The 17,221-nt window shown below is 64.0% G+C and carries 15 protein-coding genes; 10 read left to right on the top strand and 5 right to left on the bottom strand.

Annotated features, from left to right (window positions below; genetic code table 11):
* Positions 1-368 precede the first annotated feature (368 nt).
* Positions 369-611, bottom strand: a complete 243-nt coding sequence (locus NCR39_RS06605; protein ID WP_250451410.1) for a hypothetical protein — start codon at positions 609-611, stop codon at positions 369-371.
* A gap of 89 nt (positions 612-700) precedes the next feature.
* Here NCR39_RS06605 and NCR39_RS06600 point away from each other — a divergent pair, with 89 nt between their 5' ends.
* The 3 genes from NCR39_RS06600 to NCR39_RS06590 all read left to right on the top strand — a co-directional run bounded on the left by NCR39_RS06600 (position 701) and on the right by NCR39_RS06590 (position 3,635).
* The gene (locus tag NCR39_RS06600) at positions 701-2,035 is read left to right on the top strand and encodes an Nramp family divalent metal transporter (protein ID WP_250451408.1); all 1,335 of its coding nucleotides are present in this window, start codon (positions 701-703) and stop codon (positions 2,033-2,035) included.
* A 115-nt stretch (positions 2,036-2,150) separates the two neighbouring features.
* Positions 2,151-3,404: a phospholipase A gene (locus NCR39_RS06595; RefSeq protein ID WP_250451406.1), complete on the top strand. Its 1,254-nt coding sequence runs from the start codon at positions 2,151-2,153 to the stop codon at positions 3,402-3,404.
* Between the two features lie 27 nt (positions 3,405-3,431).
* A complete protein-coding gene (locus NCR39_RS06590) occupies positions 3,432-3,635 on the top strand; it encodes a DUF1289 domain-containing protein (RefSeq protein WP_250451404.1) in 204 nt (67 codons plus the stop codon).
* A 149-nt stretch (positions 3,636-3,784) separates the two neighbouring features.
* On the opposite strand, the gene NCR39_RS06585 is transcribed toward NCR39_RS06590, so the two are convergent.
* The 4 genes from NCR39_RS06585 to NCR39_RS06570 all read right to left on the bottom strand — a co-directional run bounded on the left by NCR39_RS06585 (position 3,785) and on the right by NCR39_RS06570 (position 9,598).
* Positions 3,785-5,377 carry an ABC-F family ATPase gene (locus NCR39_RS06585; RefSeq protein WP_250451403.1) on the bottom strand — a complete coding sequence of 531 codons (1,593 nt, stop codon included), beginning with the start codon at positions 5,375-5,377 and terminating at the stop codon, positions 3,785-3,787.
* Positions 5,378-5,559: 182 nt separating this feature from the next.
* Positions 5,560-7,005 (bottom strand): threonine synthase, encoded by a 1,446-nt coding sequence (gene thrC, locus NCR39_RS06580; protein ID WP_250451402.1) that lies wholly within the window; start codon positions 7,003-7,005, stop codon positions 5,560-5,562.
* 13 nt (positions 7,006-7,018) lie between these two features.
* Positions 7,019-8,335, bottom strand: a complete 1,317-nt coding sequence (locus NCR39_RS06575) for a homoserine dehydrogenase (protein WP_250451401.1) — start codon at positions 8,333-8,335, stop codon at positions 7,019-7,021.
* 24 nt (positions 8,336-8,359) lie between these two features.
* Complete coding sequence (locus NCR39_RS06570; RefSeq protein ID WP_250451400.1) at positions 8,360-9,598, bottom strand: pyridoxal phosphate-dependent aminotransferase; 1,239 nt, start codon at positions 9,596-9,598, stop codon at positions 8,360-8,362.
* A gap of 418 nt (positions 9,599-10,016) precedes the next feature.
* On the opposite strand from NCR39_RS06570, the gene NCR39_RS06565 reads away from it, so the two are divergent.
* From NCR39_RS06565 to NCR39_RS06535, 7 genes are all read left to right on the top strand, one after another.
* Complete coding sequence (locus tag NCR39_RS06565; RefSeq protein ID WP_250451399.1) at positions 10,017-10,391, top strand: Mth938-like domain-containing protein; 375 nt, start codon at positions 10,017-10,019, stop codon at positions 10,389-10,391.
* Between the two features lie 403 nt (positions 10,392-10,794).
* Positions 10,795-12,468, top strand: coding sequence for a glycosyltransferase family 39 protein (locus NCR39_RS06560; RefSeq protein ID WP_250451398.1), 1,674 nt, complete (start codon positions 10,795-10,797; stop codon positions 12,466-12,468).
* Positions 12,469-12,537: 69 nt separating this feature from the next.
* Complete coding sequence (locus tag NCR39_RS06555; protein ID WP_250451397.1) at positions 12,538-12,909, top strand: SMR family transporter; 372 nt, start codon at positions 12,538-12,540, stop codon at positions 12,907-12,909.
* A gap of 35 nt (positions 12,910-12,944) precedes the next feature.
* Complete coding sequence (locus NCR39_RS06550; protein WP_250451396.1) at positions 12,945-14,102, top strand: DegT/DnrJ/EryC1/StrS family aminotransferase; 1,158 nt, start codon at positions 12,945-12,947, stop codon at positions 14,100-14,102.
* Positions 14,103-14,129: 27 nt separating this feature from the next.
* The gene (locus tag NCR39_RS06545; RefSeq protein ID WP_250451394.1) at positions 14,130-15,179 is read left to right on the top strand and encodes a glycosyltransferase; all 1,050 of its coding nucleotides are present in this window, start codon (positions 14,130-14,132) and stop codon (positions 15,177-15,179) included.
* Positions 15,176-16,162, top strand: coding sequence for a formyltransferase (locus NCR39_RS06540; protein ID WP_250451392.1), 987 nt, complete (start codon positions 15,176-15,178; stop codon positions 16,160-16,162). The genes NCR39_RS06545 and NCR39_RS06540 overlap by 4 nt, the downstream gene beginning before the upstream one ends.
* Positions 16,159-17,214: a bifunctional UDP-4-keto-pentose/UDP-xylose synthase gene (locus tag NCR39_RS06535; protein WP_052449766.1), complete on the top strand. Its 1,056-nt coding sequence runs from the start codon at positions 16,159-16,161 to the stop codon at positions 17,212-17,214. Before NCR39_RS06540 ends, NCR39_RS06535 begins: the two co-directional genes overlap by 4 nt.
* Positions 17,215-17,221: the final 7 nt, after the last annotated feature.

Below are 17,221 nucleotides of genomic sequence, written 5' to 3'. Positions count from 1 at the left end.
ACATGTGGACCTGGTTGTGGTGGTTGTGTGTCGCCGAGGCCGGGAGGGGCAGCAGGGGCGCGGTGCGGGCGCGCGCGCCCGCGATTTGCGCCAGGGGGGGGGGGGGCGGCCCCCCCCAAGCCGCCAGTTTTCCGTTCATCTCGATTCTCCCTTGTTCCGACTTCTCGACGACGTCGCCGCGCGTTTCGGTCGTGCGCGTGCGGCCCGCGGTTCCCTTAAAAACCCGAAAACTACCATTAAACCGAAGTGCGACAAAAAATAATGCGCGGCCTGTCGCGCAAAGCACACGGGCGAGGCGCCTGTCACGCGGCTTTCGATGTCGCGACCTAGCGCGCGGCACGTTCCGCCGCCCGGAAAGTGCGCGCATTTTAGCCCTTAATTCGGCCCGGCGACACCTCATAAAACCACACTCGCTCCAGTGGAACGTTGCGGTTTTCGCGCAGGTCGATGTCATTATTCGTGACGGCCGTTCGTACTGCGCCGCGCCCCTTCGACGGCATCGCCGACACGAAAGACGCGCGCGCCGGAAAGCGAACGCGCCAGCCTGACGAATAGCCAGCGGAACAGTCGTTGCTAGCCAATTCGACGTGCGTCGCGAGAAGCGTCGCCATTCTGCATCCGCAACGCACGCTGCCGTGGCACGGCTTCGAAAGCCGTGCCCGCGTGCGCCGTTGCACCGCTATTCGAGGCCAATGTCCGCATGAACACCAATCCGTCCGCGCTTGCCGAGCTTTCCGGCAGAAGATCCGGCTCGCCGTCGTCTTTACCGGCGAAGCGCGACGAACGTCCCCGTCCGCCTCGTGGCCGCTGGTATTCGTTCGCGGGCGCGGGCGCGCTGGTCGCGGTCGGTTACATGGACCCCGGCAACTGGGCGACGGCGCTGTCGAGCGGCGCGCGCTACGGCTATCGGCTGCTCTTCGTCGTGCTGCTCGCGAGCCTGATGGGCATGCTCCTGCAATGGGTCGCATCGCGCGTGGGCGTGGTCACCGGGCGCGATCTCGCGCAGCTTTGCCGCGAGCGATATAGCCGGCGCACGACCATTTTGTTGTGGCTCGCATGCGAAATCGCGATCATCGCGTGCGATGTGGCCGAAGTCGTCGGAAGCGCGGTCGCGTTGCAGATGCTCTTCGGGCTGTCGTTGACGGCAGGCGTGCTGTGCTCCGCGATCGGCACGTTCGCGATGCTCGCGCTGCAACGCGGCGGCAAGCGGCCCCTTCAACGCGCCGTGACCGCGCTGATTCTCTTCGTGAGCTTCTGCTTCGTGGTTCAGTTGGCGCTCGCGCATCCGGCGTGGCGCGAAGCGCTGACGGGCCTCGCGCCCTCGCCCGCGTTGCTGCGCGATGCCGGCATGCTGTGGCTCGCGGCCGGCGTGCTCGGCGCGACCGTGATGCCGCACAACCTCTATCTGCATTCGTCGCTGGTGAAGGACCACGCGCCGCAACGCGACGATGAAACCATCGGCGACGCGCTCAAGGGCGTGAACATCGACACGTTCGCGTCGCTCGGGCTCGCGTTCATCGTGAATGCGTCGCTTTTGATCGTGGCGGCGGCGGTGTTTCATGCGGCCGGTCACACGGACGTCGATGATCTCGCCGATGCGCACCGGCTCATCGCGCCGCTCGTCGGCAGCCATTGGGCGGGGATCGCGTTCGCGACGGCGCTGCTCGCGTGCGGACTGAACGCGACCGTCACCGGGACGCTCGCGGGCCAGGCGGTGATGGAAGGCTTCCTGCAATTGAAGATGGCGCGCTGGGCGCGGGCGCTGCTCACGCGCGGGCTGGCGATCGGCCCGGCGCTCGCCGCCGTCGCGAGCTTCGGCCAGCACGGGTCGAACGCGCTGCTCGTCGCGACGCAAGTGGTGCTGAGCCTGCAATTGCCGCTCGCGGTGATTCCGCTCGTGCGCTTCGCCTCCGATGCCGGGCTCATGGGACGCTGGCGCGTCGCGCGCGTCCCGCTTTCGCTCGCATGGACGTGCGCCGGGCTGATCGTGGTGCTGAATGGCGCGATGCTGTGGCAATCGATCTTCGGGCAGTGACGGGCGATGTCGAAACCGCGCGTGTTTCGTCCCGCGCGGTTACGATGACGCCTTCCTCGACAGGCGACAGAGCCTCGTCGCGTAACGCCGCTCCCCCGAAAAGGATGTCCGCCTGATGGCTCTAGCTTCACGAATGGTCTCGTTCGCGCGTGAGCGCAATCGCGCGGGTCTGGCGCTCGCGCTTCTCTCGTTCGCGACGGGCGCGCATGCGACGGTCGCGGTGCTGCAACCGCCGCGCGAAGCCGCCGCGGCCCAGCCGCTCGAACTCACGCTGCTCTACACCGACGACGATAAAAAGCCCCTCGCCGTCGACGTGCCGAAACAACTCACCGTGCAATTGACCAATGGCGATTTGCCGCCGGCGCCGCTCGTGCTGAATCGCGATCCGGCGACGCCCGATCGTCTGCGGCTCGCGCCGGGGCAGTATCGCCGGGTGCGCTATGCCGCGCCGTGGCCCGAGTCGGCGCGCGGCACGATCAAGATCGATCCGGTCGGTTTCGATGCATCGCCGATGCTCGTCACGCTCAATCGCGGCGAGAACCAGACGGAGGTCGTCGCCGCCGAGAAGCGCGAAACGCAGGCGGCCACGCCCGCGCAGCTCGCGAGCGCCGCCGCCGAAGCCGATGCGTCGCCGACGACCGTCCCGACGATGCTCTCCGGCCGCTTCAGCACCTTCGAGCCGATCTATTTCGCCGACGGCAAGAACGGCGACAACCTCGCCAAGTTCCAGTTCAGTTTCAAGTACCGGCTGCATCTGCCGGACGATCCGCGCTCGCGCGGCTTCCTCGACAACCTGTATTTCGCGTACACGCAGACATCCATCTGGAATCTGTCCGCGCCGTCCGCGCCGTTCCGCGACACGAGCTATCAGCCGCAGTTTTTCTACTACGTGCAGGACACCGGCTGGAAAAGCCCGCTCTTCACGCGCATGGGCGTGGCGGCGGGCATCGGGCATGAATCGAATGGCAAGAGCGGTGACGACTCGCGCGCGATCAACATCGCGTTCGTGCGCCCGACGTGGGAGTTCGGCGATCTCGCCAGCAATCACCTGACGCTGTCGCCGAAGTTCTACTACTACCTGTCGAAGAGCGGCAACGAGGACATCGCGGATTATCGCGGCTATGTCGATTTTCTCGTCAAATACGGCAGCCCCGATGGCTGGCAACTCGCGACGACGCTGCGCAAAGGCACGAAGCACTGGTACGGCAGCGTGGACTCGAACCTGACTTATCTGCTCGCGAAACTCTTCGGCAGCGCGTGGGGCGGATACGTGTTCGTGAGCTATTTCAACGGCTACGGCGAGGACATTCTGGATTACAACCAGCGGCATCACTGGATCGCGCGGATAGGCTACAGTATTGCCCGCTGATTCTTTTTTTCTCCGACTATCCCGCTCATGTCCTCGATTCTCCACGACCTTCCCGACAGCCCTTGCATCGGCGTGTGCTCCACCCTCTTCGACGAAGTGTGCAAAGGCTGCGGCCGCACGGCGGGTGAAGTATCGAACTGGGTATTTCTGAACGATGAAGAGAAACGCGCGATCTGGGAGCGGATCACGCGCGAAGGCACGGCAATGCGGTTCCGGAACGACAAACTGTAAGCGCTGGCCGATCGATCGCACGGCGCCGTGAGTAAAGGCGTCGAGGCGAAGATCGGCATGTACTGACGTTCCGGTACAACCAACCCGGCGCAGCAAAAGAAAAAAGCCGCGAAAGCGGCTTTTTCCATTGTGCGGCTGAAACGGCGCGCTTACTGAATCCCCTGGCTCGCCAGGAAATCCTCGTAATTCCCGCCGAAGTCGCGCAGCGTGCCGTCCGTACGCACTTCGATGATGCGATTCGCCAGCCCGCTCACGAACTCGCGGTCGTGCGACACGAAAACCAGCGTGCCTTCGTACTTCTCCAGCGCGATCTGCAGCGATTCGATGGACTCCATGTCCATGTGATTGGTCGGCTCGTCCATCAGCAGCACGTTGTGGCGGCCGAGCATCAGCTTGCCCCAGATCATGCGGCCCTTCTCGCCGCCCGACAGCACCTTCACGTTCTTCCTGATGTCGTCCGCGTTGAAGAGCAGACGCCCGAGCGTGCCGCGCACCATCTGGTCGTCGTCGCCTTCCTGACGATATTGATCGACCCATTCGGTGAGCGTCTCGTCCTTAGGAAACTCTTCGTACGTGTCCTGCGGCATGTAGCCGACGTTCGCGTTCTCCGCCCACTTGATCGAGCCGCCGTCCAGTTGCAGCGCGCCCTTCAGCGACTTCAGCAGCGTGGTCTTGCCCGCGCCGTTCTCGCCGATGATCGCGATACGCTCGCCCGGCTGCACGCTCAGGCTGAAGTTCTGGAAGATGGTCCGGTCGTACTTCTTCGTGATGCTTTCGGCCACGACCGCGATGTTATGCAGCTTCTTCTCGAAGTCGAAGCGGATAAACGGATTCTGCCGCGACGACGGCTTGAATTCCTCGATCTTGATCTTGTCGATCATCTTGAGACGGCTGGTTGCCTGACGCGCCTTCGACTTGTTCGCCGAGAAGCGGCGCACGAAGTCCTGCAGGTCGGCCACGCGCTCCTTCGCCTTCGCGTTCGCGGCCTGCTGGCGTTCGCGCGCCTGCGTGCTTGCGAGCATGTAGTCGTCGTAATTGCCCGGATAGACCTTCAGCGTGCCGTAATCCATGTCCGCCATGTGCGTGCAGACCTGGTTCAGGAAGTGTCGATCGTGCGAGATGATGATCATCGTCGAGTTGTACTGGTTGAGCACGTCTTCCAGCCAACGGATCGAGTTGATGTCGAGGTTGTTGGTCGGCTCGTCGAGCAGCAGCACGTCGGGCTTCGAGAACAGCGCCTGCGCGAGCAGCACGCGCAGCTTCCAGCCCGGCGCGATGTTGCTCATCGGCCCAGTGTGATCCGCGATGTTGATGCCGATGCCGAGCAGCAACTCGCCCGCGCGCGATTCGGCCGTGTAGCCATCGTATTCCGCGAACTTCGCTTCGAGTTCGGCGGCGCGCATGTAGTCGTCGTCGGTGGCGTCCGGGTTCGCGTAGATCGCGTCGCGCTCGGTCATCGCGGCCCACATTTCGGTGTGGCCCATCATGACGACGTCGAGCACGCGCATGTCTTCGTACGCGAACTGGTCCTGGCGCAGCTTGCCCAGGCGCACGTTCGGCTCGAGCATGACGTTGCCGGAACTCGGCTCCAGATCGCCGCCGAGAATCTTCATGAAGGTCGACTTGCCGCAGCCGTTCGCCCCGATCAGTCCATATCGGTTTCCTTCGCCGAACTTGACCGAAATGTTCTCGAAGAGAGGCTTCGGCCCGAATTGCATGGTGATATTGGCGGTAGACAGCACGGCGCGTCCTTTTGAATGATGTACGACGAAAAACCTGAGATTTTAGCAGCTTTTAGCCGGGATTTCCTGCGGCGATGCGGGCAGCGCCGGCCGGAACGGCCCGCACGCGCGATCCAAAGCGGCGCGGGGCGCGGCCCTCGATCAGGCCGCGCCCCGCGCTCTGCATCCGCGAACCCCGAAAATCAGGTTCGCTCGGCGATGAACGCCTTGACCACGGCTGCATCTGCCGGAACGATATCGAACCTTTGTGGCAGTTTTTCAAGTCCGACGAACGCTGCCGGACGCTCCGGCTCGCGATGCAGCGCCTCGCGGATCGTCTCGCCGAATTTGATGGGCTGCGCGGTTTCCAGCACGATCATCGGCACGCCCGGCTTCAGATTTTCGCGCGCGACCTTCACGCCGTCGGCGGTGTGCGTGTCGATCATCGTGTCGTAACGTTCGAACACGTCGCGGATGGTGTCCACGCGATCGTCGTGGCTGCTCTTGCCCGACACGAAGCCGAACTCCTTCACGCGCGCGAAATCGCCGCTCGCGGCGAGATCGAAGCCGCCCTTCTCTTCGACATCGCGGAAAAGCTGCATGACGCGCGCCGGATCGCGGCCGAGTAGGTCGTACACGAAGCGCTCGAAGTTCGATGCCTTCGAAATGTCCATGCTCGGCGACGTCGTGTGATACGTCTCCGCCGCGCCGCGCACGCGATACACGCCCGTCTTGAAGAACTCGTCGAGCACGTCGTTTTCGTTGGTCGCGACGACGAGCTGATCGATCGGCAAGCCCATCATGCGCGCGATATGCCCCGCACACACATTGCCGAAGTTGCCCGACGGCACCGTGAACGACACGCGTTCGTCGTTGCTCTGCGTCGCGGCGAAATAGCCCTTGAAGTAGTAGACGACCTGCGCGACCACGCGCGCCCAGTTGATCGAATTGACCGTGCCGATCTTGTGCGCAGCCTTGTACGCGTGATCGTTCGAGACGGCCTTCACGATGTCCTGGCAGTTGTCGAAATTGCCTTCAACCGCGAGATTGAAGATGTTCGGATCCTGCAGCGAGAACATCTGCGCGGTCTGGAACGCGCTCATTTTCTTGTGCGGCGAGAGCATGAAGACTCGCACGCCGGTCTTGCCGCGCATTGCGTATTCGGCGGCGCTGCCCGTATCGCCCGATGTCGCGCCGAGAATGTTCAGCGTCTCGCCGTGTTTGGCCAGCGCGTATTCGAACAGATTGCCGAGCAGTTGCATCGCCATGTCCTTGAAGGCGAGCGTCGGCCCGTTCGACAGTTCCAAAAGCGACAGCGGCGTGCCGTTCTCCACGCCGAGCGTCTTCAGCGGCGTGATCTGCACCGCGCTCTCTTCGTGGCGCACGTTGCTGTAGACCTGCGCGGTGTAGGTCTTGCGCGTGAGCGAGCGCAGGTCGTCGGCGGGAATGTCGTCGCTGAACTTCGACAACACTTCGAACGCGAGATCCGCGTACGAAAGCGTGCGCCAGCGCGCGAGTTCATCGGCGGATACGCGCGGATACTCGGCGGGAAGATATAAACCGCCGTCCTTCGCGAGACCGCCCAGCAAAATGTCGGAAAACGTGTGGCGCTCGTTCGTGCCGGCGCCGCGCGTCGAAATGTAGTTCATGTCACGCCCTGGTTTAGTTCAGCACTGCCATGCGCAGCTTCGTCACCTTGGAAACGACCGTGGAAAGCGCTTCGATCTCCGCGATCGCCGCGTTTGCGTTCTTCTCCACCGTTTCGTGCGTGATGAGGATGATGTCCGTCTCGCCCTTGTTGCCGCCGTCGACCTGCTCCGATTCCTTCTGCAGCAACGCGTCGATGGAAATGCCCTTGTCCGCGAGAATGCGCGTGATGTTGGCGAGCACGCCCGTCACGTCCGCCACGCGCAGGCGCAGGTAATAGCCGCTCGTGATTTCGTCGATGGGCAGGATCGGCGTGTTGGAGAGGCTGTCCGGCTGGAACGCGAGATGCGGCACGCGATGCTCCGGATCCGCGGTATGCAGGCGCGTGACATCGACGAGATCGGCGACCACGGCGGAGGCCGTCGGCTCCGCGCCCGCGCCCTTGCCGTAGTAAAGCGTGGTGCCGACCGCATCGCCCTGAACGACGACCGCGTTCATCGCGCCTTCCACGTTGGCGAGCAGGCGCTTTTCCGGCACGAGCGTCGGATGCGTGCGCAATTCGATGCCCTTCTCCGTGCGGCGCGCGATGCCGAGCAGCTTGATGCGATAGCCGAGTTCACCGGCGTAGCGAATGTCGATGGCCGCGAGCTTGCTGATGCCTTCCACGTACGCGCGATCGAACTGCACCGGCACGCCGAACGCGATCGCGCTCATGATCGTGACCTTGTGCGCGGCGTCGACGCCTTCGATGTCGAAGGTCGGATCCGCTTCCGCGTAGCCGAGTTCCTGCGCGCCCTTGAGCGCGGTCGCGAAGTCGATGCCGCGATCGCGCATCTCCGAGAGAATGTAGTTCGTCGTGCCGTTGATGATGCCCGCGATGGCCTCGATGCGATTCGCGGTCAGCCCTTCGCGCAGCGCCTTGATGATCGGAATGCCGCCCGCGACGGCCGCTTCGAACGCGACCATCACGCCCTTCGCGCGGGCCGCTTCGAAGATTTCGGTGCCGTGGACCGCGAGCAGCGCCTTGTTGGCCGTCACCACGTGCTTGCCGTTGGCGATCGCGCGCAACACCAGTTCGCGCGCGAAGCCCGTGCCGCCGATCATCTCGCACACGATGTCGATGGAAGGATCGTCGACGACGGCGTGGAAGTCATCCGTGATCGCGACGCCTTCCGCGGCCTGCGCCTTCGCCGGCGTGCGCACGGCAACGCGCGCGATTTCGATGCCGCGCCCCGCGCGTCGTTTGATTTCTTCCTGGTTGCGCCGCAGCACCGTGAAAGTGCCGCTGCCCACCGTGCCGAAGCCCAAGAGTCCTACTTTGATCGGTTCCATACTGCGCGAGTCTTTAGAGAGAGATTAAGCGGAGTGCCGTTTGCGATAGCCGTCGAGGAAGCGCGCGATGCGGTTGATCGAATCGGCGAGATCGTCGATGTTCGGCAGGAAGACCACGCGGAAGTGGTCCGGCGTCGGCCAGTTGAACCCGGTGCCTTGCACGAGCAGCACGCGCTCTTCGAGCAGCAGGTCGGTGATGAACTGCTGGTCGTCGGCGATCGGGTACATCTTCGGGTCGAGCTTCGGGAACATGTAGAGCGCGGCCTGCGGCTTCACGCACGTGACGCCCGGAATGGCCGTGAGCATCTCATACGCGAGGTCGCGCTGCTTGAAGAGGCGTCCGCCCGGCACGATCAGGTCGTTGATGCTCTGATAGCCGCCGAGCGCCGTCTGAATGGCGTACTGGCCGGGGACGTTCGGGCACAGGCGCATCGACGCGAGAATGCCGAGCCCTTCGAGATAATCCTTCGCGCGGCGGCGGTTTTCTTCGATCAGACCGGAAATCGCCATCCAGCCCGCGCGATACCCGCACGAGCGATAGCTCTTCGACAGGCTGTTGAACGTGACCGTGATGACGTCTTCGGAAAGCGCGGCCATCGACGTGTGCGTCTTGCCGTCGTAGACGATCTTGTCGTAGACCTCGTCGGCGAAGATGATGAGCCCGTGCTCGCGCGCAAGGCCGATCAGCTCCTTCAGCAGTTCGTCCGAATACAGCGCGCCGGTCGGATTGTTCGGGTTGATGACGACGAGCGCCTTCGTGTTCGGCGTGATCTTCGCGCGGATGTCGTCGAGATCGGGCATCCAGCCGTTGCCTTCGTCGCACATGTAGTGGCGCGGCGTGCCCGCCGAGAGGCTCACGGCCGCCGTCCAGAGCGGATAATCCGGCGCGGGCAGCAACACTTCGTCGCCGTCGTTGAGCAGCGCCTGCATGGCCATCACAATCAGCTCGGACGCGCCATTGCCGATGAAAATGTCGTCCAGTTCGACGCCCGCCACGCCCTTTTGCTGCGTGTAATGCATGATCGCCTTGCGCGCCGCGAACACGCCCTTCGAATCCGAATAGCCCGACGAACTCGGCAGATTGCGGATCATGTCCTGAATGATCTCGTCCGGCGCGTCGAAACCGAACGGCGCGAGATTGCCGATATTCAGCTTGATGATGCGATGCCCTTCTTCCTCGAGGCGCTTCGCGTGTTCGAGCACGGGTCCGCGAATGTCGTAACAGACGTTTTGCAGCTTATTGGATTTGAGGATCGGTTTCACGGCGGGCGGCTCTGGTGATGGACGGATGCGATGTGGTTCTTGCGACGTTGCTCGGGACGACCGATGCAGGCGGCCGGATGCGGCTGCGACAACCGGCGCACCGCTCGGAAGTATCGACGAAAACGGATGTTACGGGGTTGTGCGGAGCCGACACGGCTTGGGGTTCGCGCCTTCCGGCGCCGCGGGTGACGCTTCGCCAGATAGGGCGCGGGCGTTGCCGGCCGGATTGCGTGTCGATGGCGGCTTGTGGCGGCACGCGAGCGCAACGGTTGCCGCGCAAGCAAGACCGGCGGCCGGAAAGTTATAATTTACCGATTATGGCCCGGTTCCGCAATGCACCAAAGCGCGGCGCGAAATCCGCCGCGGCGGCGTCCAGTCGGGGCCGTGTCTGCCCTTCCTCTCTTGCCGGATCTTCGTTTTGAAACTTCATCAGGAATCGAGCGGCGCACTCAATACGATCACGAGCTACGGAGACGACTTCGTCGCGATCAATCTGCAACGGCACGAAGGCAGCGTCATCGTGATGCCCGATACGCCCGTCGAAAGCTGGCCGGTCTCGTCGTTCGACGCGCTCACGCCCGAGCATTTCGACGCCCTCGTGCAAGCCGCGCCCGAGGTCGTGATCTTCGGCAGCGGAACGAAGCTGCGCTTTCCGCATCCGCGCCTCGTCGCGCAACTGGCGAAGCATCGCATCGGCGTGGAAACCATGGATTTCGGCGCGGCCTGCCGCACCTACAACATTCTGATGTCCGAAGGCCGGCGCGTCGCCGCTGCGCTGCTGATCGAGGCGTGAGCCGCGCGCCCGGGCGTCGTCGGCCAGGCGTTCGCTAAGCGTCCGTTAAGGCGAAATCGGCGACACTCGCGCGTCGCGGCGGAAGGATGCCCGGAGGCAGCCGCACGCGGCCGGCGCGCCAAAATGCCGAATCCGGCGACGCGTGCGATACACTCCCGCCCGGCGTCCGTCACGCCTCGCGCGAGCGGCCGGCGGATGCAGCGGCGCGAAGCCGCTTTCACCGGGCTTTCCGTTGCGTTTTTCCGTCCTGGCGCCCCGCGCGAGAACTTGCGCCGCATTTTGGTGCCTGAACCAGGTTGCGAGGATGCGGACACGCTCGCCGCGCCTCCCGCGCGCCACGACGCCGCCAAAAGCCCATTTCGATTCACTAGCGCCGCATCGCGGCATCGGACAGGTCGACTTCATGAACGATACGCCTTCGCGGCTACCGCTCACACGTCTTTCGCTCACGCTTCTCATCATCGCGCTCGCGATCGTCTGGTTCGCGCCGCTCGGACTGCGCCATCTGGTCCCGAGCGACGAAGGCCGTTACGCGGAAATGGCGCGTGAAATGTTCCTCACCGGCGACTGGATCACGCCGCGCTACAACGGCTACAAGTACTTCGAGAAGCCGCCGCTGCAGACCTGGGCCAACGCGCTCACCTTCGCGTGGTTCGGCATCGGCGAATGGCAGGCGCGGCTCTATACCGCGCTGACGGGCTTCGCCGGCGTGCTGCTGATCGGCTTCACCGGCAAGCGTGTCTTCAACGCGATGACCGGCTTCGCCGCGGCCGTCATCCTCGCGACGTGCCCGTACTGGAACCTGCTCGGACACTTCAACGTGCTGGACACTGGCCTCGCGTTCTGGATGGAACTCACGCTGTGCGCCCTCCTGCTCGCGCAGCGTCCCGGTCTGCCCGCGCGTCAGGTGCGCCTGTGGATGTGGCTCTGCTGGGCCGCGATGGCCGCCGCCGTGCTCTCCAAAGGACTCGTCGGGCTGATTCTGCCGGGCGCGGTGCTCGTCATCTATTCGCTCGTTTCGCGCGACTGGGCGCTGTGGAAGCGGCTTTACATCGGCAGCGGGCTGATCGTCTTTCTGATCGTCGCCGGGCCGTGGTTCGTGCTGGTGCAGATGAAGAACCCCGAGTTCTTCAACTTCTTCTTCATCGTCCAGCAGTTCAAGCGCTATCTGACGCCCGAGCAGAATCGCCCGGGGCCGGTCTATTACTTCGTGCCGGTGCTGATCGTCGGGTTCCTGCCGTGGCTGTCGGTCGCGTTCCAGAGCGTGCGCCACGCCGTCAAGACGCCGCGTCAGCCCAACGGCTTCGCGCCCGTGACCATGCTGCTCGTCTGGTCGGCGTTCATCTTCCTGTTCTTCAGCGCGTCGCATTCGAAGCTGCTCTCGTACGTGCTGCCGATCGCGCCGGCCATCGCGCTCGTGATCGGCCTGTATCTGCCGTCGCTCACGAAAAGCCAGTATCGGATGCATCTGATCGGCTATGCGGTGTTTCTGATCGCGGCGGCGTTCGGCGCGATCTTCATCGGCCGGGCGGGAAGCGCGAATACGCCGAACGCGCTGTATCGCGAGTTTCAGGTCTGGGTCTATGCGGCGCTCGCGGTGGCATTCGTCGTGACGATCCTCGCGCTCTGGCTCAACCGGCGCGGCGTGCTCGCGGGTGCGGCGGGACTGGGCGCGGCGTGGCTGCTGCTCGGCACGATCGCGGGCACCGGCCACGACGTCTTCGGCGTCGAAAGCTCGGGCGTGAAGCTCGTGCCCGCGGTGAAGGCGGCGATGGCCAAGCTGCCGCCCGACACGCCGTTCTATTCGATCGCGAAGCTCGATCACACGATGCCCTTCTACCTCGGCCACACGATGATCATGGTGCAGGAAGCCGACGAACTGAGGTTCGGCGTCGCGACCGAGCCGCAGAAATGGCTGCCGACCATCGACGACTGGGTGAAGCGCTGGAACGCCGACCGCTACGCGCTGGCGCTCCTGCCGCCCTCGCGCTATGACGAAATGCTCGCGCGCGGCGTGCCGATGAAGGTCATCGCACGGGACGCGCGGCGCGTGATCGTCGAAAAGCCGCAGCCGTGACCGCCGAGACGGCGCACATCGCTCATGCGGGCGTGCGCCGGTGAACCGAGTATCCTTGTTTCCCAACCGATGAATCCGATTTCCTTCACTTGCATCATCATCGGCGTATTGTTGAACGCGTGCGCCCAACTGCTGCTCAAAGCGGGCGTGAACGCCGTCGGCCATTTCGATATGACCCCGGCGAACATTCTGCCCGTCGGCATCAAGATAGCCACCCAATGGCCGATCATCGGCGGGCTCGCGTGCTACGTGGTGAGCGTGGTCGTGTGGATCGTCGGGCTGTCGCGCGTCGACGTGTCGGTCGCCTATCCGATGCTGTCCCTCGGCTACGTCGTCAACGCATTTGCGGCATGGTATTTGTTCGGCGAAGTGCTGTCGGTGCAGCGGCTCGTCGGCATCGGCATCATTCTCGTCGGCGTGGCCGTGCTCGCGCGCGGCTGATCCCGGTCCACTCCCTTTTGTTAAGCAATCATTCCATGACTCAGACATCGCGGCCGTTCCTGCCCTTCGTCAAGCCAGAGATCGACGAGGAAACCATTCAGGGCGTCGTCGACGTGCTGCGCTCCGGCTGGATCACCACCGGCCCGCAGAATCAGCAGTTCGAAGCGGAGTTGTCGGCGTACTTCGGCGGCCGTCCGGTGCGCGCGTTCAATTCCGGCACCTGCACGATGGAAATCGCCCTGCGCATCGCGGGCGTCGGCGCGGGCGACGAAGTCATCACCACGCCGATGACCTGGGTGTCGACCGCGAACGTCATCCTGGAAGTGGGCGCGACGCCGGTTTTCGTCGATATCGATCCGGCCACGCGCAACATGGACCTGAACTTGCTTGAAAAGGCCATCACGCCGCGCACCAAGGCGGTCATGCCGGTGTATCTCGCGGGGCTGCCCGTCGACATGGACCGGCTCTACGAGATCGCGCGCGCACACAAGCTGCGCGTGATCGAGGACGCCGCGCAGGCGTTCGGCTCGACGTGGAACGGCAAGCGCATCGGCTCGTTCGGCGATCTGGTCTCGATCAGCTTCCACGCGAACAAGAACGTGACGTCGATAGAAGGCGGCGCGCTCGTCATGAACGACGAGGACGAAGCGGAGCTGGCGCGCAAGTACCGGCTGCAGGGCATCACGCGCACGGGCTTCGACGGCATGGACTGCGACGTGCTCGGCGGCAAATACAATCTGACCGATGTCGCGGCGCGCGTCGGTCTCGGGCAGTTGCGGCAGGTCGAACGCTTCACGGAGAAGCGCCGCGAGCTGGCGCGCGCCTATTTCGATGCGTTCGACGGCGGCGCGGCCGTGCGGCTCGGCGTCGGGCTGCCGCCGCGCAATTTCACCGACAGCAACTGGCACATGTTCCAGATCGCGCTGCCGCTCGACACGCTGCAGACGACGCGCGCGCAGTTCATGGAGCAGTTGAAGGAGCGCGGCATCGGTTCCGGCGTGCACTATCCGGCGCTGCATCTGTTTTCGCTGTATCGCGCGCGCGGGTTCGCGGAAGGCATGTTCCCGCACGCCGAACGCTACGGCGCATCGACGGTCACGCTGCCGCTCTTCACGCTGATGACCGCGGACGATGTCGCGCGCGTCGTCGCCGCGGTCGACGAAATCTGCGAGCAATTTGGCCCCAACCGCTAACGACATGCTCAGGAAATGCACAGCCACATGAGTCCTACGGATTTTCCGGCGCGTTCGCCCGAAGTCTCGATCATCATCCCGGTGTACAACGAGGCGGAGGGTCTTGCCGCCCTCTTCGAGCGGCTTTATCCGGCGCTCGATGCGCTCGGTGCGTCGTATGAAGTGATCTTCATCAACGACGGCAGCCGCGACAAGTCGGCGGCGCTGCTCGCGCAGCAATTCCACGTGCGCCCGGACACCACGCGCGTGATTCTTCTCAACGGCAATTACGGCCAGCACATGGCGATTCTCGCGGGCTTCGAACAGTCGCGCGGCGAGATCGTCGTCACGCTCGACGCCGACCTGCAGAATCCGCCGGAAGAAATCGGCAAGCTCGTCGAGAAGATGCGCGAAGGCTACGACTACGTCGGCACGATCCGTCAGCAGCGCCAGGACAGTCTGTGGCGCAAGAAGGCGTCGCGCGCGATGAACCGCCTGCGCGAGCGCATCACCAAGATCAAGATGACGGATCAGGGCTGCATGCTGCGCGCATACAGCCGGCACATCATCGACACGATCAACCGGTGCGGCGAAATCAACACGTTCATTCCCGCGCTCGCGTACACCTTCGCGCAGAATCCGATCGAAGTGGACGTCGCGCACGAAGAGCGCTTCGCGGGCGAATCGAAGTATTCGCTCTATAGCCTCATTCGCCTCAACTTCGACCTCGTCACCGGTTTTTCGGTGGTGCCGCTGCAGTGGCTGTCGTTCATCGGCGTGATTCTTTCGGTCGGATCGGCCGGCCTCTTCCTGCTGCTGTTGATTCGCCGCTTCATGTTCGGCGCGGAAGTCCAGGGTGTGTTCACGCTGTTCGCCATCACGTTCTTCATGCTCGGCGTCATCATCTTCGCGCTCGGGCTGCTCGGCGAGTACATCGGACGCATTTATCAGCAAGTGCGCGCCCGCCCGCGCTACCTCGTGCAGACGATTCTCGAACAGCGCGACGGCCTGCCTATTGCCGCGCAACAGGCACCTGAAGTGATTCAGCCGATGCAACCGGCGACTGCGGTCGTGAGCCGCGAGGACAACGGCCGATGAAGCCGCGCGCCGTCGTATTCGCCTATCACAACGTCGGCGTGCGCTGCCTGCAAGTGCTGCTCGCGCGCGGCGTCGATGTCGCGCTCGTCGTCACGCACGAGGACAGCGCGAGCGAGAACATCTGGTTCGGCAGCGTCGCGCAGGTCGCGGCGGAACATGGCATCGACGTCATCACGCCCGCCGATCCGACATCGCCCGACGTGCACGACGCCGTCGCCAAAGCCGCGCCGGATTTCATCTTCTCGTTCTATTACCGGCACATGCTGCCGGTCGCGCTGCTCGCGCTCGCCAGACGCGGCGCTTACAACATGCACGGATCGCTGCTGCCGAAGTATCGCGGCCGCGTGCCGACCAACTGGGCGGTGATCAACGGCGAAACGGAAACCGGCGCGACGCTGCACGAAATGGCGGCGAAGCCGGACGCGGGCGCGATCGTCGCGCAAACGCCCGTGCCGATTCTCCCCGACGATACCGCCGCGCAAGTCTTCGACAAAACCGTGGTCGCCGCCGAGCAGACGCTCTGGCGCGTGCTGCCCGCGCTGCTGGCGGGCGAAGCGCCGCATCTGCCGAACGATCTCGCCGCCGGCAGCTATTACGGCGGGCGCAAGCCGGAAGACGGCCGCATCGACTGGACGCAGCCGGCACAGCGCGTCTACAACCTCGTTCGCGCCGTCGCACCGCCTTATCCGGGCGCGTTCACCGACATCGGCGAGCACCGCTTCATCGTCGCCCGCGCGCGGCTCGTGCCCGAAACCGGCGCGCCGGGCGCAACGCCGCAGACGCTCGCGGCGCTGCGGAGTTTGCCGCCGGGCCTAAGGGTGACGGATAATGCGCTGTTTGGCGTCTGCGGCGACGGCCGCGTCATCGCCGTGCACGAACTGCGCCATCGGCTGCTGGACGCCGCGTCGCACGCTTTCGGCGAAGAACGCGCCGTCGATCCCGCCGAATTCGGCCGACTCATTCAATCCACTCGTCATTCATGAAAAAAGTTCTGATCCTCGGTGTCAATGGCTTCATCGGCCATCACCTGTCCAAGCGCATCCTCGAAACCACCGACTGGGAAGTCTTCGGGATGGACATGCAAACCGATCGCCTGGGCGAGCTCGCGAATCACGAGCGGATGCACTTCTTCGAAGGCGACATCACGATCAACAAGGAATGGGTCGAGTATCACGTCAAGAAGTGCGACGTGATCCTGCCGCTCGTCGCCATCGCCACGCCCGCCACGTACGTGAAGCAGCCGCTGCGCGTGTTCGAGCTGGACTTCGAGGCGAACCTGCCGATCGTCCGTTCCGCCGTGAAATACGGCAAGCATCTGGTGTTTCCGTCGACCTCCGAGGTCTACGGCATGTGCACCGACGAGCAGTTCGACCCGGAAAACTCCACGCTGTCCTACGGCCCCATCAACAAGCCGCGCTGGATCTACGCGTGCTCGAAGCAGCTGATGGACCGCGTGATCTGGGGCTACGGCATGGAAGGCCTGAATTTCACGCTGTTCCGCCCGTTCAACTGGATCGGCCCGGGCCTCGACTCCATCTACACGCCGAAGGAAGGTTCGTCGCGCGTGGTCACGCAGTTCCTCGGGCATATCGTGCGCGGCGAGAACATCAGTCTCGTCGACGGCGGCGCGCAAAAGCGTGCGTTCACGGACATCGACGACGGCATCGGCGCGCTGATGAAGATCATCGAGAACAAGGGCGGCGTCGCGACGGGCAAGATTTATAACATCGGCAATCCGAAGAACAACTTCTCGGTGCGCGAGCTGGCCGGCAAGATGCTGGCGCTCGCCAACGAGTTCCCGGAATACGCGGAAACGGCGAAGCAGGTGCAGCTCGTCGAGACGTCGTCGGGCGCGTACTACGGCGCGGGCTATCAGGACGTGCAGAACCGCGTGCCGAAGATCGACAACACGATGCAGGAACTCGGCTGGGCGCCGCAAGCCACCATGGACGACGCGCTGCGCAAGATTTTCGAGGCGTATCGCGGAATCGTGGGCGAGGCGCGCAAGCTCGTCGAACAGGCCGATCAGGACTGAGGGACGA

Source organism: Caballeronia sp. ATUFL_M2_KS44, from assembly GCF_023630965.1.
GTDB lineage: Bacteria > Pseudomonadota > Gammaproteobacteria > Burkholderiales > Burkholderiaceae > Caballeronia > Caballeronia concitans.
Note: the sequence above shows the minus strand (reverse complement) of the source record. Positions and strands in the feature narration are given on the sequence as shown.